The sequence below is a fragment of the Paremcibacter congregatus genome, assembly GCF_006385135.1.
GTDB lineage: Bacteria > Pseudomonadota > Alphaproteobacteria > Sphingomonadales > Emcibacteraceae > Paremcibacter > Paremcibacter congregatus.
In genome coordinates this window covers 1,730,933-1,751,519 of record NZ_CP041025.1, presented here as the reverse complement: position 1 = coordinate 1,751,519, position 20,587 = coordinate 1,730,933, and the positions used below count along the sequence as shown (strand labels likewise).

20 protein-coding genes are annotated in these 20,587 nt (G+C 50.2%); 12 read left to right on the top strand and 8 right to left on the bottom strand.

The window, feature by feature from the left end; all coding sequences use genetic code 11:
- Positions 1–43: 43 nt before the first annotated feature.
- On the bottom strand, positions 44–529 hold the full coding sequence (ssb, locus tag FIV45_RS07765; RefSeq protein WP_099471799.1) for a single-stranded DNA-binding protein: 486 nt from the start codon (positions 527–529) through the stop codon (positions 44–46).
- A 172-nt stretch (positions 530–701) separates the two neighbouring features.
- Here ssb and uvrA point away from each other — a divergent pair, with 172 nt between their 5' ends.
- From uvrA to trmFO, 3 genes are all read left to right on the top strand, one after another.
- The gene (gene uvrA / locus FIV45_RS07760; RefSeq protein WP_099471798.1) at positions 702–3,545 is read left to right on the top strand and encodes an excinuclease ABC subunit UvrA; all 2,844 of its coding nucleotides are present in this window, start codon (positions 702–704) and stop codon (positions 3,543–3,545) included.
- 395 nt (positions 3,546–3,940) lie between these two features.
- Positions 3,941–5,524, top strand: coding sequence for a methyl-accepting chemotaxis protein (locus FIV45_RS07755; protein ID WP_099471797.1), 1,584 nt, complete (start codon positions 3,941–3,943; stop codon positions 5,522–5,524).
- A gap of 51 nt (positions 5,525–5,575) precedes the next feature.
- Positions 5,576–6,937, top strand: coding sequence for a methylenetetrahydrofolate--tRNA-(uracil(54)-C(5))-methyltransferase (FADH(2)-oxidizing) TrmFO (trmFO, locus tag FIV45_RS07750; RefSeq protein ID WP_099471796.1), 1,362 nt, complete (start codon positions 5,576–5,578; stop codon positions 6,935–6,937).
- On the opposite strand, the gene FIV45_RS07745 is transcribed toward trmFO, so the two are convergent.
- Entirely contained in the window at positions 6,924–7,769 is an 846-nt protein-coding gene (locus FIV45_RS07745) for a phytoene/squalene synthase family protein (RefSeq protein WP_099471795.1), read from the bottom strand. The two genes, trmFO and FIV45_RS07745, sit on opposite strands and share 14 nt — an antisense overlap.
- A 209-nt stretch (positions 7,770–7,978) precedes the next feature.
- Here FIV45_RS07745 and FIV45_RS18415 point away from each other — a divergent pair, with 209 nt between their 5' ends.
- Together FIV45_RS18415 and FIV45_RS07740 are read left to right on the top strand one after the other, a co-directional pair.
- Complete coding sequence (locus tag FIV45_RS18415; protein ID WP_165776943.1) at positions 7,979–8,128, top strand: hypothetical protein; 150 nt, start codon at positions 7,979–7,981, stop codon at positions 8,126–8,128.
- Positions 8,129–8,143: 15 nt separating this feature from the next.
- Positions 8,144–8,626 carry a urate hydroxylase PuuD gene (locus FIV45_RS07740; RefSeq protein ID WP_099471794.1) on the top strand — a complete coding sequence of 161 codons (483 nt, stop codon included), beginning with the start codon at positions 8,144–8,146 and terminating at the stop codon, positions 8,624–8,626.
- 84 nt (positions 8,627–8,710) lie between these two features.
- On the opposite strand, the gene FIV45_RS07735 is transcribed toward FIV45_RS07740, so the two are convergent.
- The 4 genes from FIV45_RS07735 to yajC are packed head-to-tail and all read right to left on the bottom strand — an operon-like array spanning position 8,711 to position 12,047.
- Positions 8,711–9,088, bottom strand: coding sequence for an Mth938-like domain-containing protein (locus FIV45_RS07735; RefSeq protein ID WP_204602090.1), 378 nt, complete (start codon positions 9,086–9,088; stop codon positions 8,711–8,713).
- Between the two features lie 20 nt (positions 9,089–9,108).
- A complete protein-coding gene (gene secF / locus FIV45_RS07730) occupies positions 9,109–10,062 on the bottom strand; it encodes a protein translocase subunit SecF (RefSeq protein ID WP_099471792.1) in 954 nt (317 codons plus the stop codon).
- Positions 10,063–10,075: 13 nt separating this feature from the next.
- Positions 10,076–11,680: a protein translocase subunit SecD gene (secD, locus tag FIV45_RS07725; protein WP_099471791.1), complete on the bottom strand. Its 1,605-nt coding sequence runs from the start codon at positions 11,678–11,680 to the stop codon at positions 10,076–10,078.
- Between the two features lie 22 nt (positions 11,681–11,702).
- On the bottom strand, positions 11,703–12,047 hold the full coding sequence (gene yajC, locus FIV45_RS07720) for a preprotein translocase subunit YajC (protein WP_099471790.1): 345 nt from the start codon (positions 12,045–12,047) through the stop codon (positions 11,703–11,705).
- A gap of 193 nt (positions 12,048–12,240) precedes the next feature.
- Here yajC and FIV45_RS07715 point away from each other — a divergent pair, with 193 nt between their 5' ends.
- On the top strand, positions 12,241–13,104 hold the full coding sequence (locus FIV45_RS07715; protein WP_099471789.1) for an ATP-binding protein: 864 nt from the start codon (positions 12,241–12,243) through the stop codon (positions 13,102–13,104).
- A gap of 15 nt (positions 13,105–13,119) precedes the next feature.
- On the opposite strand, the gene FIV45_RS07710 is transcribed toward FIV45_RS07715, so the two are convergent.
- Together FIV45_RS07710 and FIV45_RS07705 are read right to left on the bottom strand one after the other, a co-directional pair.
- On the bottom strand, positions 13,120–13,593 hold the full coding sequence (locus FIV45_RS07710; RefSeq protein ID WP_099471788.1) for a DUF934 domain-containing protein: 474 nt from the start codon (positions 13,591–13,593) through the stop codon (positions 13,120–13,122).
- Positions 13,580–15,238 (bottom strand): nitrite/sulfite reductase, encoded by a 1,659-nt coding sequence (locus FIV45_RS07705; protein ID WP_099471787.1) that lies wholly within the window; start codon positions 15,236–15,238, stop codon positions 13,580–13,582. Before FIV45_RS07705 ends, FIV45_RS07710 begins: the two co-directional genes overlap by 14 nt.
- 383 nt (positions 15,239–15,621) lie before the next feature.
- Here FIV45_RS07705 and FIV45_RS07700 point away from each other — a divergent pair, with 383 nt between their 5' ends.
- The 6 genes from FIV45_RS07700 to FIV45_RS07675 all read left to right on the top strand — a co-directional run bounded on the left by FIV45_RS07700 (position 15,622) and on the right by FIV45_RS07675 (position 20,560).
- Positions 15,622–16,257 (top strand): ribonuclease HII, encoded by a 636-nt coding sequence (locus tag FIV45_RS07700; RefSeq protein WP_099471786.1) that lies wholly within the window; start codon positions 15,622–15,624, stop codon positions 16,255–16,257.
- 105 nt (positions 16,258–16,362) lie between these two features.
- Positions 16,363–17,484 carry a site-specific DNA-methyltransferase gene (locus FIV45_RS07695; RefSeq protein WP_099471785.1) on the top strand — a complete coding sequence of 374 codons (1,122 nt, stop codon included), beginning with the start codon at positions 16,363–16,365 and terminating at the stop codon, positions 17,482–17,484.
- A 145-nt stretch (positions 17,485–17,629) separates the two neighbouring features.
- Positions 17,630–18,055 carry a VOC family protein gene (locus tag FIV45_RS07690; protein WP_099471940.1) on the top strand — a complete coding sequence of 142 codons (426 nt, stop codon included), beginning with the start codon at positions 17,630–17,632 and terminating at the stop codon, positions 18,053–18,055.
- A 9-nt stretch (positions 18,056–18,064) separates the two neighbouring features.
- Positions 18,065–18,988 carry a 2-hydroxyacid dehydrogenase gene (locus tag FIV45_RS07685; RefSeq protein ID WP_099471784.1) on the top strand — a complete coding sequence of 308 codons (924 nt, stop codon included), beginning with the start codon at positions 18,065–18,067 and terminating at the stop codon, positions 18,986–18,988.
- Positions 18,989–19,103: 115 nt separating this feature from the next.
- Positions 19,104–19,667: an elongation factor P gene (gene efp, locus FIV45_RS07680; RefSeq protein ID WP_099471783.1), complete on the top strand. Its 564-nt coding sequence runs from the start codon at positions 19,104–19,106 to the stop codon at positions 19,665–19,667.
- Between the two features lie 71 nt (positions 19,668–19,738).
- A complete protein-coding gene (locus FIV45_RS07675) occupies positions 19,739–20,560 on the top strand; it encodes an inositol monophosphatase family protein (RefSeq protein WP_099471782.1) in 822 nt (273 codons plus the stop codon).
- Positions 20,561–20,587 lie beyond the last annotated feature (27 nt).

Sequence of the window (20,587 nt, the reverse complement as noted above, 5' to 3'; positions counted from 1 at the left end):
GGATTCAATAAGCGGGCTTTGATTAAAATATCCAGGCTAGGCCCTAGAACGGGATTTCGTCATCCAGATCTGAAGAACCGCCACCAAAGTTACCGCCGGACTGACCACCGCCTGATGATGATCCGCCGCCAAAGTCGTCGCCGCCGGATGCTCCGCCGTACCCGCCGCCGCCATCACCACGTCCCCCGACCATAGTCAGTTCGCCGCGGAATTTCTGCAGCACCACTTCTGTGGTATATTTCTCAACACCGGCGTTATCAGTCCATTTGCGAGTCTGCAACGCGCCTTCGATATAGACGGTTGAGCCCTTGCGCAGATACTGCTCGGCCACGCGGCAGAGGTTTTCGTTAAAGATCACGACCCGGTGCCATTCCGTGCGCTCTTTACGTTCACCCGTATTGCGGTCTTTCCATGTATCCGATGTCGCCAGATTAAGGGTCACCACCGGGTTGCCATCATTGGTATGACGAACTTCGGGGTCACGCCCCAGATTACCCAAAAGGATGACTTTGTTGACACTACCTGCCATATTGAATTCCTAACGTTAAGTATTTTTATTTGCCCTCACCATAACGGCTCATGCAAAAATTAACAATTGAAAATAGCATATTTCCCAATGAGAACAAAATAAGAACTTGACTTATCCTGAAAAACCCCCAAATTGCACATATAGATTTGTGCAAAGGGTATGAGATTTAAAGATGCTGACCGAGATTTCCGTCCAAGGGGCCAGAGAACATAATTTAAAAAATATCAATGTGAATATTCCCCGGGACAAGCTTGTGGTAATCACCGGCCTGAGCGGATCCGGAAAATCCTCTCTCGCCTTTGACACCATCTATGCCGAGGGACAACGGCGCTATGTGGAAAGCCTCTCCGCCTATGCCCGTCAGTTTCTCGAAATGATGCAGAAACCCGATTGCGACCATATTGAAGGCCTGTCACCTGCGATTTCTATTGAACAGAAAACCACCTCGCGCAATCCACGATCAACCGTCGGGACAGTGACCGAGGTCTATGACTACATGCGTCTGTTGTTCGCCCGTATCGGCGTCCCCTATTCCCCCGCCACCGGCCTGCCGATCGAAAGCCAGACCGTCAGCCAGATGGTTGACCGGGTGATGGCACTGGAGGAAGGCGTGCGGCTCTATCTGCTCGCCCCTATCGTACGGGGACGCAAGGGGGAATACCGTAAGGAATTCGCCGAACTGCAACGCGACGGCTTTCAACGGGTGAAAGTCGATGGTGAATTTTACGAACTCGATAATGTTCCCGCTCTGGATAAAAAAATAAAACACGATATTGAAGTCGTAGTCGACCGGCTCGTCGTCCGTCCCGATCTGGAAACCCGTCTCGCCGACAGTATGGAAACGGCTCTTGCCCTCGCCGATGGTTTGGCGATCATCGAATATGCCAATGGCGACAAGGCTGGCGACACCATCATGTTTTCGGCAAAATTCGCCTGCCCGGTATCCGGCTTCACCATTGAGGAAATCGAACCCCGCCTTTTCTCCTTTAATAATCCCTTTGGCGCTTGTCCAACCTGCGACGGCCTCGGCAAAAAACTCTATTTTGATCCGGACCTCGTGGTGCCGGACCGCGCGAAGAGCCTGGATGATGGCGCCCTGGCGCCCTGGTCAAAATCAAACGCCCCTTATTACGCCCAGACCCTGAAGAGCCTCGGTAAGCATTATGGCTTCAAAACCAATTACCCGTGGGAAAAACTCTCCGAAAAAGCCCAAAATGTCATTCTGTTCGGCAGTGGCTCCGAAATCATCGAAATGATCTACAGCGATGACCGCAAGCAATATAAGGTCGAGAAACCGTTCGAAGGCGTGATTGGCAACATCGAGCGGCGCTGGCGCGAAACCGACAGCAACATGATGCGAGAAGAACTCGGACGGTTCCAAAGCGCCTCCGAATGTGAATCCTGTGGCGGATATCGTCTGAAAAAAGAAGCTCTTGTGGTTAAAATTGCCGAACGCCATATCGGCCAGATCACCGAACTGTCCGTCGCCGATAGTTTCGCTTGGTTCAAATCCCTGCCGGACCGTTTAAATGAAAAGGACAAGGAAATTGCCGGACGGGTGTTGAAGGAAATCAACGAACGCCTTGGCTTCCTCAATAATGTCGGCCTGAGTTATCTCAACCTGTCACGCACCTCCGGCACCCTGTCGGGCGGGGAATCACAGCGCATCCGCTTGGCCTCCCAAATCGGCTCCGGCCTCACCGGCGTGCTCTATGTGCTGGACGAGCCCTCCATCGGCCTGCACCAGCGGGACAATGACCGTTTGCTGGAAACGCTGTATAATCTGCGAGATATGGGTAACACGGTTCTGGTGGTCGAACATGACGAAGACGCCATCCGCAATGCCGATCATGTAATCGACATGGGCCCCGGCGCCGGCGAGCATGGTGGTGAAGTGGTGGCGGAAGGCACGCTGCAGGATATTCTCGATAACCCCAACAGCCTGACCGGCCAGTATCTGACAGGTCAGAAAAAAATCGCGGTGCCGTCAGAGCGCCGCCCCGGCCAGAAAGCAGGCAAGAAACGCAAAGAGATCGTTATTAAAGGCGCGACAGGCAATAACCTGCAAGATGTCACGACGGCGATACCGCTCGGTACCATGACCTGCATCACCGGCGTATCCGGCAGTGGCAAATCGACCCTGACTGTTGATACCCTCTATCGCGGTGTGGCGCGCAAGCTCAACAATAACCGCAATATCCCCGCCCCTCATCAAGACATCACGGGCCTCGAATTTATCGACAAGGTGGTCGATATCGACCAGTCCCCCATTGGCCGCACCCCACGTTCAAACCCCGCGACCTACACCGGCGCCTTCACGCCCATCCGCGACTGGTTCGCCGGCCTGCCGGAATCCAAGGCACGGGGCTATAAACCTGGTCGTTTTTCGTTCAACGTCAAGGGCGGACGCTGCGAAGCCTGTCAGGGCGACGGCCTGATCAAGATCGAAATGCATTTCCTGCCCGACGTTTATGTCCAGTGCGACGTCTGTGAGGGGAAGCGCTACAACCGGGAAACCCTGGAAATCAAATATAAAGGCAAGTCCATTGCCGATATCCTGGATATGACGGTAGAGGAAGCGGCTCAATTTTTCGCCGCCGTGCCCAGCATCCGCGATAAAATGATCACCCTGGAAAAGGTCGGTCTCACTTATATCAAGGTCGGTCAGGCGGCCACCACCCTGTCCGGTGGCGAGGCGCAGCGGGTCAAGCTAAGTAAGGAACTCTCGAAGCGATCTACCGGCCGCACGCTCTATATACTTGACGAGCCAACAACCGGCCTGCATTTTGAAGACATCAAGAAGTTGCTCGAAGTTCTGCATACTCTGGTCGATCAGGGCAATACAGTGGTAATCATCGAACATAATCTGGAAGTCATCAAGACCAGTGACTGGATCATCGATCTTGGCCCTGAAGGCGGAGATGGTGGCGGTTATATCCTGGCGGAAGGTCCTCCGGAAGAAATCGTTAAGTGCGACAAAAGTTATACAGGTCAATACCTTAAGAACTATATTTAGATTTTTCTTATATTTGTTTCTGATTTTAACCTATTATTAACCATGAAGAGCCTATCATCAGGCTGTAACAGATACTCAACCATATCTGGAACACCCAACTTACGACTTACTTATTGCAAATCTCCATTGTGACCGCGCCTGCTTTTTCCCAGAAAGCAGGCGCTTTTTTATGATTCCAGATCAAACACCGGGAGGTTTGCAGCTCAATAATGTTTAATCAACTAAATATTATGGTATATTCGATTATATTAATATTTCCTTAATGTTCAATCAATAGGCTAATGAACCATAGCAATTCAATTAATGGCTTACCAAAGATTAAGTGACATATACCGTTTTTAGGTATTCTCTGTCTCACGTCATCCATTTGTTTCAATATTACGGGAGTACTTTTCATGTTCTATCGCACCAAACGGAAAACACCGCCCCTGTCTCGCGTAAACACTACATCCCCCCAAAAAGCAGAAACAGAGAACCTGTATTTGTCTGTGTTGGAAAGCATCCCCATTAACGTCATGCTCTGTGACAAAAACACTTTTACCATTACGTATGCCAATCAACAGAGCATAAAAACCCTTGAACTGCTTAAAGATTTAATCCCGATTTCCCCCAAAGATTTGGTCGGGACCTGCATTGATGTCTTCCATAAAGAGCCAAGCTTTCAACGGGAAATGTTAAATGACCCCAAAAACCTGCCCCACCAGGCCATCATTACTCTCGGGGAAGAATATTTAGACCTGTTTCTAACCGCTTTGGACGAAGACACCTTCATTCTCACCTGGAGTATTGTAACTGAAAAACTGAAAGCGGAAAAAGAAACCGTTCGCCTGATGAGCATGCTTGATAATATGCCGCTCAATGTCATGACCTGCGATCCAAATGATTTTAAAATTGATTACATAAATCAGACAAGCAAGAAAACCCTCCAAAAGCTTGAACATCTAATTCCCATTACGGCAGATCAGGCGCTGGGCACCTGTATTGATATTTTTCACAAAAAACCAATGATGCAACGGGGTATTCTCTCCGATCCCAAAAATCTGCCGCACAACGCCCGTATTCAATTAGGGGATGAAACCCTATCCCTGAATGTCAGCGCGATAATCGGTGCAAACAACACTTATCTCGGCCCCATGCTAACCTGGAACATCATTTCCGACATAGTTACGGTGGAAAAAGAAGTCACCGATATTTCCAAAGGAGTCGCATCGGCGGCGACCGAATTAAGCTCCACCTCGGAATCCATGTCTAATACAGCACAAGAAGCCAGCAAAAAAACATCCGCCGTTACCGTAAATTCTGAACAAACAACATCAAGTGTTCAGGGAGTCGCCTCGGCAACAGAAGAGTTAACAGCCAGCATCAGTGAAATTCTCCGCAATATTGAAGAAGGAGCAAAAGTCACCCAGAAAGCCGTTGGTCAGTCCAATTCCAGCAAAGAAATGATTCAGCGCCTCAACACATCAGCATCAGAAATCGGTGTCGTCATCAAACTGATTGAGGATATCGCCAATCAGACAAACCTGTTGGCATTGAATGCCACCATAGAAGCGGCGCGCGCCGGGGATGCCGGCAAGGGATTTGCCGTTGTCGCCGGAGAAGTAAAAACCCTGTCCGCCCAAACCACAGCGGCAACCACCGAGATTTCCTCCAAGGTCAATGAAATCCAGCATGCCACTAACGCTGTCGTCACTGCAATAGAAGGCATATCCGGCACGGTTGACCAAATGAGCACTATCAATGAAGAAATCAATAAAGCCGTTCGTGAACAAAACCAAGTGACCAATGAAATCAGCTCCAGCATCCAGACCGAGGCTCTCCGGTCTCAAGAAGTGTCTTCTGATCTTACTCAGATCAGTAAATTGATCAATAACACTGGTGATTCCTCGGAAGAAGTCAGACAAGCGGCCGGGGAGCTTTCGAAACTCTCTATCGACATGACAAAAAGTATTGAGAAAATGCTGAACAGCAAGAAATAGAATCTTTTCTTCTGTCCGATCTCCTGCTATGACAGCCGTAAATTGGACAGGATGACTGAAATGAAAGAAATACATATCATTGGTGGCGGCATGGCGGGTACGGAAGCCGCCTGGCAGGTCATGCAACAAGGCATTCCCGTCGTTTTACATGAAATGCGCCCGGTGCGCAAAACCGATGTCCATCAGACCGATGGTCTTGCAGAGATGGTCTGCTCCAACAGTTTTCGGTCCGACGATTATGAAAATAACGCCGTTGGGCTGCTGCATGAGGAAATGCGCCGCTGCAATTCCCTGATCATGGCGGCGGCTCAGGAAAACAGCGTCCCCGCCGGCAGCGCCCTCGCCGTCGACCGTCTGGGCCTTAGCAAAACCGTGCAGGAGCGCCTCGAGGCTAATCCATTATTCACGATGGTGCGTGAGGAAGTGGCCCAAATTCCGCCGGAAGACTGGGATAACGTGATTATCGCCACCGGCCCCCTCACCTCTGATGCGCTGGCCCAGTCGATTCTTGAGATGACCGGCGAGAATGAACTGGCCTTTTTCGACGCCATTGCGCCGATTATCTACAAAGACAGCATCAACTTTGACAAGGCCTGGTATCAATCGCGCTATGACAAAGGCGATACAGCAGATTACATCAACCTGCCCCTGAACAAGGACCAGTATGAAACCCTGATCGATGATTTGATCGATCAGGAAAAATACGATTATAAGGACTGGGAAAAGAACACACCCTATTTCGATGGCTGCATGCCAATCGAGGTGATGGCGGAGCGCGGGCGTGAAACCCTGAGGTTTGGCCCCATGAAACCGGTTGGCCTGACCAACCCCCATTCTGACGAAGCCCCCTATGCGGTCCTGCAACTGCGACAGGATAACAAGCTTGGCACCCTGTATAATATGGTCGGTTTCCAGACCAAAATGAAATACGGCGCCCAGACCGAGACATTTCGCAAGATCCCCGGTCTTGAAGAAGCCAAATTTGCCCGTTTGGGGGGATTGCACCGCAATACCTTTATCAACAGCCCCAATCTTCTCGACAGCAACCTGCGTCTGAAAATGCAGCCGCGTCTGCGTTTTGCCGGGCAAATATCAGGTGTAGAGGGCTATGTGGAGAGCGCCGCCATGGGCCTGATGGCCGGGCGCTTTGCTGCGGCAGAACGACTGGGGACAGAGATTTCTCCTCCCCCCATGACAACTGCTTTTGGCGCGTTGATCCATTATATCACAGGGGGCCAGATTCCCGGTGTCGGTGACCGCAAGCATTTTCAGCCAATGAATGTCAATTTTGGCATCATGCCGGTGCTTGAAGGTAAAAAAATGAAACGCAAGGATCGTAAGCCGGCAAAGTCACAGCGGGCATTGGAGGCTCTTGCCCACTGGCTTGATGAAACCAGGCTTAAATCCGATTGAATAAAGCCGAACTCAGTAATCGCAAGTGACGGAAAAAAGCATCCGCCTTCTCTTCCAGAGCAAAAGGATTGTAATCTGCTTTCCGGATCGTTTTGAGGTAACTACGGCTCAGGGCGGAGAGAAGATAGAGCGACCGCGCCTCAGCCGCGATGCGTTTCTTGCCGGCCCGCACCCGGGCCAGATGATCTTCCGCCGTTTGACATAAGGATCCCACAACTGCGCGGTTAACCTCTTGCTTATCAGGCGAGAGGAATTTCTGGTCCGAAACCCCATGTGCCGCCATAAGGCTTTCAGGCATGTTGCTTTTCTTCAGGGACATATGATAGGGCACAGCCCTGATCAGACCGATATACCCCCAGGCAATGCCCAATTCCTGCGCCAGATCATCGGCATCCCGTTGTCCAAGAATATGTGCCGCAAGACAGGCGAGGTTTCCCGCTGTCTTGAGCAGATAATCCTTTAATGCCGCCTCATCCTTCGGACTGTCTTCATAAAGATCAAGCGCCCGTCCTTCAATCATCGCCATCAATCTGTCCCGCGACAGGTCATTTGTCGTGATCGCCATAGCCAAGTCCGGCATAATTTCATGAGGCCGGGGGCTGCCTGCATACACATCGTCAATCGCTTCCCGCCACCACTGCAAACGGATTTCCCCGAGCATCGGTTCCGATACGGTTTCGCGAATGCGGGAAATTTCATAGTTAAACGCATATAACGCACAAAGCGCCGGACGCTTGTCTTCCGGGGCATAAAGCACGGTCAGGTATCGATCATGATCATACTGTTCGATCATTTCCTGGATATGCGGGGATATTTTGGAACTATCTGACATTTATACTCTTTTAGGATCGTTCAAAATTCAAGTTCAAGATCATCATACCATGAATTAATTCATATAAGGGCCTGCAATATTTTGACGCATGGTGAAGAAACTGTTAACCTCTGGCACGTCCAACTGTGGACCGAATTGTTTTTAAGAGGGGTTTAGTGGACACCCGAGACAATTCCCAATGGGTATATAAAACAAAACAGGAAAAAACAATGAGCAAAATTCTAGAATCATTGCCGTTGACCGTCGTTGCCGGCGTTGTCCTGACCATCATCATGGTCTTTGCGACACAACAGCTTGAAGAAATGAACCAATCGGGGCCGGAAAAAGCCATCTCCGATTTAAAGAAAAAAATGAATTAAGGGCGGAGACTGATTATGGAAGATTTTACTTTATTTATCGTACGCTACCTTCACGTCCTTTGTGGCGTTATGTGGATCGGGATCCTGTGGTATTTCAATTTCGTGCAAATCCCCAGCATGCCGAAAATTCCTGACGAGCAAAAACCGGCCATCGGAAAAGTTATCGCTCCGGAAGCTCTCTTCTGGTTCCGTTGGGGCGCGGCCGGCACCGTATTGTTCGGTCTGATCCTCGCTTACCTGAATGGCTACCTTCATGAGGCCATGACCCTGCAGATGCCTTCTATCGGCTTCGGCATGTGGTTCGGTCTGATTATGGCTTTCAATGTCTGGTTTATCATCTGGCCAGCACAGAAAATCGCCTTGGGTCTGGTTGAAGCCGATGCGGCCCTGAAACCAAAAATGGCCCGTCGCGCCATGCTGTTTTCCCGCACCAACACCCTGTTGTCCATTCCAATGCTGTTCTCCATGATTTCAGCACAGAACGCAACCGGCTTCTAAAACCGATACTCACTTATAACAGGAAAAGCCCGGGCAATTTGCCCGGGCTTTTTTTTATCATCAGACTTAGAGGTGCAGGACGTCTTAATCGACGGCAATCAAAGCGGCCGCCACCTTGCGCCCTTCCACCAGAAGTACGTTATAGGTTCTTGCCGCGGCTCCTGTCGCCATCACATCAACGGCTATTCCCGCGTCTTCCAGAGCGCTTCTGACATCCTTCGGCAGAAAAGACATATTGTCCCCCGACCCGATCAGCAGAATATCAATATCAGCCCTCTGTTCCATTATACGGCTCAGACTGTCACAGGTAATGTCCGCCTTGTCGGCGACTCCCCATGGGTAATACCCGCGCGGCGTGATCAGCATAGATCCTTTACTGCGCTGTTCTCCTATGCGAAAACCGCCATCCCCATACGAGGAAATGGCGGTTTCTTCTTGTGACGTGACGTCTTTAAATTCCACGAAAACGATGTCCTTGTGTTTTATGAACCTTTTTGCGGCGGAATAACATCCACCCCGGCTTCCGGTGAAGTATCCGGTTCATCCCGGCGTAACTCCACCCACAGCAGGATCGGCGCCGCAATAAAGATGGATGAATATGTTCCGACAAAAATACCCCAGATCATCGCGGCTGAGAACCCATGAATACCTTCCCCCCCGAGGAAAAACAAGGAGGCCAGAGCAATCAACGTCGTCAGGGAGGTCATTACCGTCCGTGACAAGGTGTCATTGATGCTGAGGTTCAGCAATTCAGGCATTGGTTTCTTACGGAATTTCTTCAGATTTTCCCGGATACGGTCATAAACCACCACCGTGTCATTCAATGAATACCCGACAATCGTCAGGATCGCCGCAATGGTCGACAGATTGAATTCCAGACCCGTGAGTGAAAACATACCAATGGTCAGAATCACATCATGCACAAGGGCAATCACGGCCCCCATCCCAAACTGCCATTCAAACCGCAGCCAGATATAGATCAGCACGGCGCCAATCGCCAGTATTACCGCCATAATCCCGTCAGATATCAATTCTTCTGATACTGTGGACCCGACGGTTTCCGTCCGGCGATAACTGATCTCGCCTTCAATGGCGTCGGGCAGCACTTCCCGCACCTTTTCCACCACCTGATCAACCGTCATGCCCTCCTGATACTCCAGGCGGATCAAAACATCTTTGGGATCACCAAATTCCTGCACCTTGACATCACCAAGGTCCAGTTCTGACAGAGTTGACCGGATTTTCCCAATATCTGCAACTTCCTCAGTCCCGATTTCAACCATGATTCCGCCTTCGAAATCGATACCGAAATTCAGTCCTTTTGAAAAATACAGCCCAAAGGCGGCAACTATCATCATCAAGGAGAAGACATATGCAAATTTACGAAAATTAATAAACTTGATGAACGTATTTTCTGGAACCAGCTTTAATAACATTTCATAGGCTCCTTTATATTTTCAACACGGTGGGGCGTTTGCGAACGGCCCATGCGGAAATAATCATGCGGGAAAAGCTAACCGCGGTAAACATGGACGTCGCAACCCCGATGGCCAGCGTAACCGCGAAACCTTTGATCGGACCGGTCCCAAACTGGAACAGAATAAGCGCCGCAATAAATGTTGTGACATTGGCATCAATAATGGTGCTGAAAGCTTTATCATACCCGGTATCAAGAGCCGATAACGCTTTTTTGCCTTTGCGGAATTCTTCCCGCACACGCTCGAAAATCAGAACGTTGGCATCCACGGCCATCCCGATGGTCAGCACAATCCCGGCTACCCCCGGCATGGTCAAGGTGGCGCCCAAAGTCGACAACAAACCGAATATCAGGGAAATATTGATTATCAGGGCAAAGTTCGCCACCATGCCAAACATGCCATAACTCAGAACGATATAAACCATCACCGCCAAAAGGCCGATGATCGCGGCTATCTTGCCAGCCTCAATATTGTCAGACCCAAGATCCGGGCCAACCGTTCTTTCCTCGACCACAGTCAAGCGCGCCGGCAATGCCCCGGCACTGAGCAGCAGGCCCAGTTCACTGGCGCTTTCCACGGTGAAGTTACCGGTAATGATACCGGATCCCCCCAGAATGGGGCTTTGAATATTCGGGGCGCTGATAATTTCACCATCAAGGATGATTGCAAAGCGCCGGTTTACATTCTTGCGGGTGACATCCGCAAATCTCTTGCCGCCAAAATTATCAAACCGGAAACTGACCACCGGACGATTATCCTGGTCATACCCCAGTCCGGCTTCTTTCAGATTTTCCCCGGTCAGTATTTTGCGTTTACTCACCACGAGACTGTCCGGCAGGCCAGGAACCCGCTCGCTCTCCGCCATAGGAAGACGTTCATACCCAGGAGGGACCCGGTCCTGAGACCCCATTGCACTGTTAACCAACTGGAACGACAGTTTAGCTGTTTTTCCAATGATATTTTTCAACTTTTGCGGATCATCAAACCCCGGAACCTGAATGAGAATTCGGCCTTCGCCCTGTTTCTGAATATTCGGCTCCGTCGTGCCCATACCGTCAATACGACGGCGCAGCACTTCGATGGACTGGGTAATAACATCATTGCCCCGCTTGATCAGGCCGTCTTCAGTCAAACTCACAATAATTGCGCCGTTTTCCTGTTTCAAATATTCAATATCAGGCACCCCGCCACCGGTCAGGGCTGACCCGCCCAGCATTTCCACCGTATCATCAAGAACGTCGAGCGCTTGATCGGCTTGTTCCGGTTTGGTCAGGTTGATCACGATATTATCGCCACGAATAGCACTTCGCTGAGGAATGCTTGCCGCCCGGAGGGCATCCCGGATATCGCCACGTTTAGAAATCAGTTTTTCCTGCCGGACTTCTGTCAGGTCCACTTCCATCAAGAGATGGACCCCCCCTTGCAGGTCTAGTCCCAACGTCAGTTGTTTTTTAGGTAAAAAATCAGGTAGGCTGTTCAACTGTTCATCGCTCAGGAAGTTCGGTGCTGCGGACACCACGCCGAACAGGGCGACGAGAGTGATCAGAACCACTTTCCAACGGGGGAAATCTAACATGGCTTATCCCGGTATTTGTTAATTATTTTTTATCAGCAGTATCATTGGCCGGTGCAGGCTTGCCCACAACGGTCGAAATGGTCGACTTGATGACTTTGACTTTCACGCCGGACGCAATTTCAAGTTCGATTTCATTATCATCAATGACTTTGGAAACTTTCGCCACAATCCCGCCGGATGTGATGACATTATCACCGCGGCGCAATGCGGCAACCATGTTTTTATGTTCCTTGACCCGCTTCTGCTGAGGCCGAATCATAAGAAAGTAAAAAACAGCAATGATCAGGATAAAAGGCAAGAACTGCATAAGGACATTTTCACCACCCGCTGCACCGGCAGCTTGAGCCATAGCATCTGAAATAAACATTATATTTTCCTCTAAAACTTATTTAGACGGCACTATAGCGTCCGCCGTGTTAATTTCCCATATTTTTTAATCGGGTCGTTACGTCCTAGGCATATAGGTCAGTTAAAGTCAAAAAACAAGACTTTGCCGTTGAAAGCCCCTATTTAAAAACTTTATCTACTATGCTACATGTCTGGTAATTGAGGAAAAGAATATGTCAAAACAACCTGACCTGTCTCCGGAACTTCTGGCCCGCATTGCCACGGCGCTAGAAAAGATGACCCCGGACCCCCGTCCTGAACCGTCCCTTACAGGGGCGGACGCCTTCATCTGGGCGACGGATCCAGACCGCCTTATACCGGTACCTGCCGTCAATCATGTCAAAATCGATCTGTTGATGGGTATAGATCATGTAAGAGACATCCTTGCGGAAAACACACGTCAGTTCGCCGACGGATATCCCGCCAACAATGCTTTGCTATGGGGCGCGCGCGGTATGGGAAAAAGTTCTCTGATCAAGGCTTTACACGGCCACATTCGCGGACAGGACAACCACCCTCTCGCCCTGGTCGAGATCCACCGGGAAGATATCCCAAGCCTGCCGCGTCTGCTTGAGCACATCAAGAACAGCGCCCGCCGGGTAATCCTCTTTTGCGATGACCTGTCGTTCGATACGGAAGACAGCAGTTACAAGTCCCTTAAAGCTGTTCTGGACGGCGGCATTGAAGGCAGACCGGAAAATGTAATTTTCTACGCCACCTCAAACCGGCGCCACCTGATGCCCCGGGATATGATTGAAAATGAGCGGTCCACAGCGATCAATCCCGCAGAAACAGTCGAAGAAAAAGTCTCTCTGTCCGACCGCTTCGGCCTGTGGCTTGGCTTTCACAGCTGCACACAGGAGGTTTACCTCGCCATGATCGTTCGCTACATTGCGGCTCACAACATACCTGTAGACCTGGAAAAAGCACAGGCGGAAGCCCTCATCTGGTCACGCACCCGCGGCGCGCGCTCCGGCCGGGTGGCCTGGCAATTTATCCAGGACCTCGCCGGCCGTCACAAAGTAAAGCTTCAGTAAAATTTTTAAGAAGATCTACCGGCGACGATAGATCGGGATGTGCTCGTCAGCAGAAACCTGATATTTCACGGAAAAATCATCAAACGCCTTGATGGCGTCGTGAATATCACGGCCTTCTTTCACTTCATAGGCCGTGAAACCACACCGCTGCATATAGAACATCTGGTCCCGCATCACATCGCCCACGGCACGAATTTCCCCCTCGAAACCAAACCGGTCGCGCAGGATTTTGGCGTAAGAATACCCCCGCCCGTCCATAAAGGTCGGAAAGTTAATTGCGATGAGCTCAAAATTTGCAAGCTCATCCCGAACATCCTTTGGATGCTGATCCGGTTCCAGTTGTAACCCCACTCTACGTCCCTGCAGCTCATTCGCCCGGGTTTGCCACACATCCAGTGAAACAATAAGATCGCCGTCTGGCAGATCACCTTGACCATCGAAATGAACCCACTGGTCCTCAACAATGGCTTTGTCTTTAATGATTTGCATATAGCGTCTCCTTAAATGGGGTCATGCCGACACGGCGGTATGTAGCGAGGAATTCCTCCCCGTCTTCCCGCAGGTCAATATATGTCGCCAGAATTTTTTCCAGAGCCGGCACAATGCCATCCTCATCAAAACCAGGGCCCATAATCTTGCCCACGGAAGCATCATCCCCCGCAGAACCACCGAGCGTGATCTGATATAATTCGGTCCCCTTTTTATTGACACCCAGAATACCGATGTGGCCCACATGATGATGCCCACAGGCATTGATGCACCCGGACATTTTCAATTTCAACTCACCCAAATCATACAGGTAATCCATATCGTCGAAACGACTGGTGATCTTGTCTGCGATCGGAATGGACCGGGCATTGGCCAGCGTACAGAAATCCAGCCCCGGACAGCAGATCATATCCTGCAGAGTTCCGATATTTGGATCAGCAAACCCCGACGCGTTAAGCGCACCCCAAAGGTCGAACAAATCGTCTTTTCGCACATCCGCCAACACCAGGTTTTGTTCATGGGTTGAGCGTATTTCACCAAAACTGTATTTGTCCGCCAGATCGGCAATCGCCAGCATCTGCACATCCGTCAAATCTCCCGGCGGCACGCCGGGCTTCTTCAGAGACAGATTAACAATGGCATAGCCTGTTTTTTTATGCGTCAGTACATTCTGCCTGTACCAGAAGGAAAAGTCCCTGTTGTCCGCCAGATTCTGGTCAAGACTCGCACTTTTTTCCGGCAGGTCTTCATAGGCTGGATCGACAAAATATGCCGCAACCCGGTCAATTTCCGCCTGATCCAGAGGAAGGCCGCCTTCCTCCAGCAATGCTGTGAACTCGTCCTCCACCCGACGGGTAAATTCTTCGAGTTTCATCTCATGCACAAGAATTTTGATCCGCGCCTTGTATTTGTTGTCGCGGCGGCCAAACTGGTTATATACCCGCATAATCGCTTCGGTATACAGCAACAAGTCTTTTTCAGGAACGAATTCACTAACCACTTTACCTATCATCGGTGTCCGGCCCATACCGCCACCAACATAAATCTTGAAACCAACCTCACCGGCATCATTCTTCAACGCATGAAAGCCAATATCGTGGAATTGTACCGCCGCCCGATCCGTGGTCGCCCCGGTAAAAGCAAATTTGAATTTACGCGGCAGGTAAGCGAACTCAGGATGGAAGGTCGACCATTGACGCATAATTTCAGCATAAGGTCGTGGGTCAACCACTTCATCTGCAATCACGCCAGCAAACTGGTCCGCGCTAATGTTACGAATACAGTTTCCACTGGTCTGAATGGCATGCATTTCGACCGAGGCAAGATCATCCAGAATACTCGGCACATCATCTAGCTTCGGCCAATTGAACTGAATGTTTTGCCGTGTGGTCATATGACCATAACCGCGGTCGTATTTGGAGGCGATATGAGACAGCATGCGCATCTGGGTCGAGGACATCAACCCATAAGGCACCGCCACCCGCAACATATAAGCATGAAGCTGAAGATACAGACCATTCTGCAAACGCAATGGCCGAAACTCTTCTTCCTTCAGCGCGCCGGTCAGACGTCTTTCCACCTGGCTTTTGAATTGAGCCGCCCGTTCCAAAACGATACGGCGATCATTCTCATCGTATTTATACATCTGTTACCATCCATCCACCTCTATCCATGAGGTATTTACACTTGAATAATGTGCATTAAAATATTTTACATATATATACGCCTATATACGCCATTCTCCGATAATTACAATAACTTCCCTGAAAAAAATATCGATTTAAGGGCAGGTGTTAAAAAAACACTCTCTTATATTAGTATTAATTAATAAATAAGGCAGCTATTAACGTTTTGTAAATACCTGTGGCCTAATATTGACATTGTTAGACATTTTCCTCCCCAGACTTGGGCGGTCTCCCTAGATGAGCCGCCCAATTTTTTTGGTTCACCGTTTCCTAAGACAGCCTCTCTTGACATTTCCCCCCCAATGCCAAGGATAGGATGTTTTAGGATACTGGAAAGCCCGTTATGTCGAACACCTCCCCTGTCAGCGGCCCGAATTATCATCTGGAAGAACAAATCGGCGGCTATGTCTGCGGTGTCGATGAAGTCGGCCGCGGCCCCTGGGCTGGACCGGTCACAACGGCTGCCGTCATTCTGAATCCGGCCAATATCCCCGATGGCCTGAATGACAGCAAGAAACTCAGCGCCAAGAAACGGGAAAAGCTTTATCCTCTGATTATGGAAAGCGCCCAAGTCGGCTTTGGCGAGGCCAGTCCCCAGGAAATTGACGACCTTAATATATTGCAGGCGACCCATCTCGCCATGCAACGCGCCGTGGCCAATCTTCCGCGTCGCCCCGACCACGCGCTGATCGATGGTAACCGCCTTCCTGAACTCGATTGCCCCGCGTCGTTTGTCATAAAAGGTGATAATATATCATTATCGATCGCCGCAGCATCGATTATCGCCAAAGTCAGGCGAGATTTTTTTATGGCTGAAATTGCCAAAATTTACCCTGAATATGGCTGGGAGTCGAACGCAGGATATGGTACCCGCCAACATATAGAAGCACTAAGCCTTGTAGGTCCGAGTCGTTTTCACCGTATGAGCTTTGCCCCTATTCAGAAGATTCTTTTAGATGAAAAATCTATAAGAGATTGATTCCAGACAAAAAAACTTCTTGACCCGATTCGTTTTTTGAATCAGAATCACTCCATAACAAACGCAAATATTGCGATCAAAAAGTTTTAAGAGAGTCAAGAAAAAATGAAGACGTCGAAAAAAGTCAAACCCGCAGCGACCCCAAAACCCTATACTGAATTGCCCCTCAATCAAATCCTGCAGGGCAACTGCATTGAGTTGATGAACAGTCTGCCGGAAAAATCCGTTGACGTCATTTTTGCCGACCCCCCCTATAACATGCAGTTGAAAGGCGAACTGCACCGTCCGGATAATTCCCATGTCAGTGCCGTTAACGATGAGTGGGACAAATTTGACAGCCTTGCCGTTTATGACGACTTCACCCGTGAATGGCTGACCGCCGCCCACCGGATCCTGAAAGACACCGGCACCATCTGGGTCATCGGCAGTTATCACAATATTTATCGTGTTGGCTCAATCCTCCAGGATATCGGCTATTGGGTTCTGAATGACATTGTCTGGCGCAAGACTAACCCGATGCCTAATTTCCGCGGCACCCGCTTCACCAATGCCCATGAAACCATGCTGTGGTGCAATAAAGGCGAAGGTTATAACAAATATACTTTCAACTACGACGCCATGAAGGCGCTCAATGAAGATATCCAGATGCGATCCGACTGGGTTCTGCCGATCTGTTCCGGTAAAGAACGCCTGAAGGTCAACGGTCACAAAGGCCATTCAACACAGAAACCTGAATCCCTTCTCTACCGGGTTCTGCTGTCGTCCACCAATAAAGGCGACGTCGTCCTTGATCCTTTCTTTGGTTCCGGCACCACTGGCGCCGTTGCCAAGAAACTTGGGCGGAACTATATCGGCCTGGAAATGGAAGACAAATACATCAGTCTCGCCACGGACCGGATCAACATGGTTGAACCTCTGACCGGCGACGCCCTGGAAATCACCCCGGCCAAACGCGCCCAGGCCCGTATTCCTTTCGGAAATCTTGTTGAACGCGGCATGATCAAACCCGGGACGGTTCTGGTTGACCCCAGCAAGAAGCATTCTGCCAAGGTTCGCGCCGATGGCACGATTATCAGCAAAGACGATAAAGGCTCCATCCACCAGATCGGCGCCCGGGTTCAAGGCGCGCCATCCTGCAACGGCTGGACATTTTGGCACCTGGAAGTTCAGAACAATCTGATCCCCATCGATACACTGCGGCAGCAGGTCCGTGCAGAGCTGCATTAAGAGATAAAAACAATAATAAACTCCGGTAAACTGACCCGTCTTCATTTTTGAAGGCGGGTTCTTCATTTTGGACGATCACATATTGCTTTATCCGCCCCCCGGGATTAAAGTCGCCGCATCTTCTTTTATTCTGGAGGCATACCCCATGACACGACCACGTTTTCACTTGGCCTTTCCCGTAACAGACCTTGAAAAGGCGCGCCTCTTTTATCGCGACGTTCTTGGCTGCAAGGTAGGTCGTGAAAGTCAGAAATGGATTGATTTCGATTTTTACGGCCACCAGATTGTGGCGCATCATAACGACAGAATGCCAGCTTGCCCGACAAGCCTGGTTGAAAACAAACAGGTGCCAACCAGCCATTTTGGTTTGTTGCTTGATCGGGACGCATGGCAAAACCTCGCCGATCATCTGACCGCACAAGGCATTGACTTTCTAATTCCGCCCCACATTCGTTTTGAAGGTGAAAAAGGAGAGCAAGCGACCATGTTCATCCAGGACCCGGCCGGTAACGGGCTGGAATTCAAATCTTTCGCCAGCGATGATGACATTTTTGCCCCAGACTTTAAGTAAGGATTCAGTATGGCTCTTCTTATCGTGATGCCGCATCAGAACAGTGATGCCCTGAAAACCGCCCTGAAGGCTGCGGCTCCCACGCTGGATATTCGTGTTTGGCCTGAAATCGGCGCCCCGGAAGATATTGAATATGTTGTCAGCTGGAAACATCCCGCAGGTGAATTGCTGAAATATCCGAACCTGAAGGTCATAGCATCTTACGGCGCCGGCGTTGATCACATCTTCAATGACCCGAAGCTGCCCCCGCAAGCAACCATAACCCGGTTGGTCGACAACAGTCTCGCCCATCAGATGGCAGAATATGTCGGCGGCGTTCTGCTGAACCACAAGCTACGGCTGACTGAATACCGCGAGTATCAGGCGGCCAGCAGCTGGGCTCCCAAGCCCCCGCGCACCACAAAAAATGTCACCTTGCTGGGGCTGGGCAACATTGGGCGTGAAGTCGCCCGCTATCTCAACCTTCTTGGCTATCAGGTATCAGGCTGGAGCCGCTCTGCGAAAACCCTGCCGGATGTGGTCAGTTACGCCGGGCGCGATGCTCTTCCCGATGCCGTGGCGGCGGCGGATTATATTGTCTGCCTGCTGCCGCTGACGCACGACACGCGAGATATTCTCGACCGCACCCTGTTTGCACAAGCCAAAACCGGTGCCTACCTGATCAATGCCGGTCGCGGTGGACAGCTTAATGAAGAAGATTTGATGGATGCCATATATAAAGGACACATCAGCGGAGCCTGTCTTGATGTTTTCAAGACAGAGCCCCTGCCCCAGGATCATCCTTTCTGGCGGCACCCCAAGATTTCCATTACCCCCCACTGCGCCAGCTTGACCAACATTGATGATGCTGTCGCGCAACTGCTGCAGAACCACCGGAATATGGTCACCGGCGTCCCTCTGATCAATCAGGTTGATCCGCAAAAGGGCTATTAAACCATCTGGCCTATGCCCGGACCTTATGTATTGCGATTAATAAAGATTGCGTCGCGGCGTCCAAACTGTTAATTTGCGCCCGATTCACGCTAATGTTCTTTTAAAGGTTTATGAAATGAAAATTGATGGTAACAACATTCGTCCCGGTAATGTCATAGAACACCAAGATGGTCTATGGGTCGCTGTCAAGACACAACATACACAGCCTGGTAAAGGTGGCGCATATCTGCAGGTAGAACTGAAAAACCTCCGGGATGGCCGCAAATTGAACGAACGCTTTCGCGCCTCAGAAAAGGTTGAACAGGTTCGCCTTGAACAAACAGAGTATTCCTATCTGTTTGAAAATGCCGGCATGTATACTTTCATGAATCAGGAAACCTACGAACAGATTGAAATTTCAGGTGATTTGATTGGCGATCAGGCCGTCTTTTTGCAGGACGGCATGGAAGTCACGATTGAATCCTACGAAGAAAGCCCTCTCGGCGTAAAACTGCCCCAGAATGTGATCCTGGAAGTTGTCGAGACTGAGCCGGTTGTCAAAGGACAAACCGCCGCATCTTCCAACAAACCCGCCATGATGGAAAACGGCAGTCGTGTTATGGTGCCGCCTTTCGTCAATACCGGCGACAAAATCGTGGTCAATACCGAAGAATGTACCTATGTGGAACGCGCCAAGTAACAGGCCGCATTTCCGCATTTCACCTGTATTATATCAGGCCCCTTGTATTTAGTATTAAAAGGATTTCTAAAATGGCTTTGAAATCAGCCGTCATTAATGTCATGGAAATGGCCGCCCAAAAAGCCGGCCGTAAACTGAACCGCGATTTTGGTGAAGTCGAACATTTACAGGTTTCTCGCAAAGGCCCGGCGGACTTTGTCAGTTCTGCCGACCTAAAGGCCGAGAAAATCATCAAAGAAGAATTATTCAAAGCCCGCCCCAATATCGCTTTCCTGTTGGAAGAAGAAGGCGAAGTCAACCTCGGGGACGGCAGCGGTCGCTGGATCGTCGACCCGCTGGACGGGACGACCAATTTCCTGCATGGTATTCCTCATTTCTGTATTTCCATTGCGCTGGAACAGAATGGCGAAATTACTGCCGGCGTGATTTATAATCCGATTACGGATGAGACCTATTGGGCCGAAAAAGGTCGGGGCGCTTTTCTCAATGACATGAAAATCCGCGTATCCGCCCGCCGGGATATGCAGCACAGCCTGCTGGCGACCGGAATCCCTTTCCTTGGCACGCCCGGCCACAAACCCTTCATTCACAGCCTCGACACCATCATGGGGGAAGTATCCGGCGTCCGGCGTTTCGGATCTGCAGCACTTGATCTTGCATATGTTGCCGCCGGCAAGTATGATGGCTATTGGGAAGCTCATTTGAATAAATGGGATGTCGCAGCGGGAATCCTTCTTGTCCGCGAAGCCGGGGGCTCAGTGACCACCTTCGATGGCAAGAATAAAGCTTATGAAACCGGCGAAATTCTCGCGACCAACAACCTTATTCATGGCCCCCTGACCCGACTTTTATCCAAAGCCCGTAAAGCTGCGAAAGAAGCCGGAACGACATAAATATCTGAACAAAATAACCGGAGCATG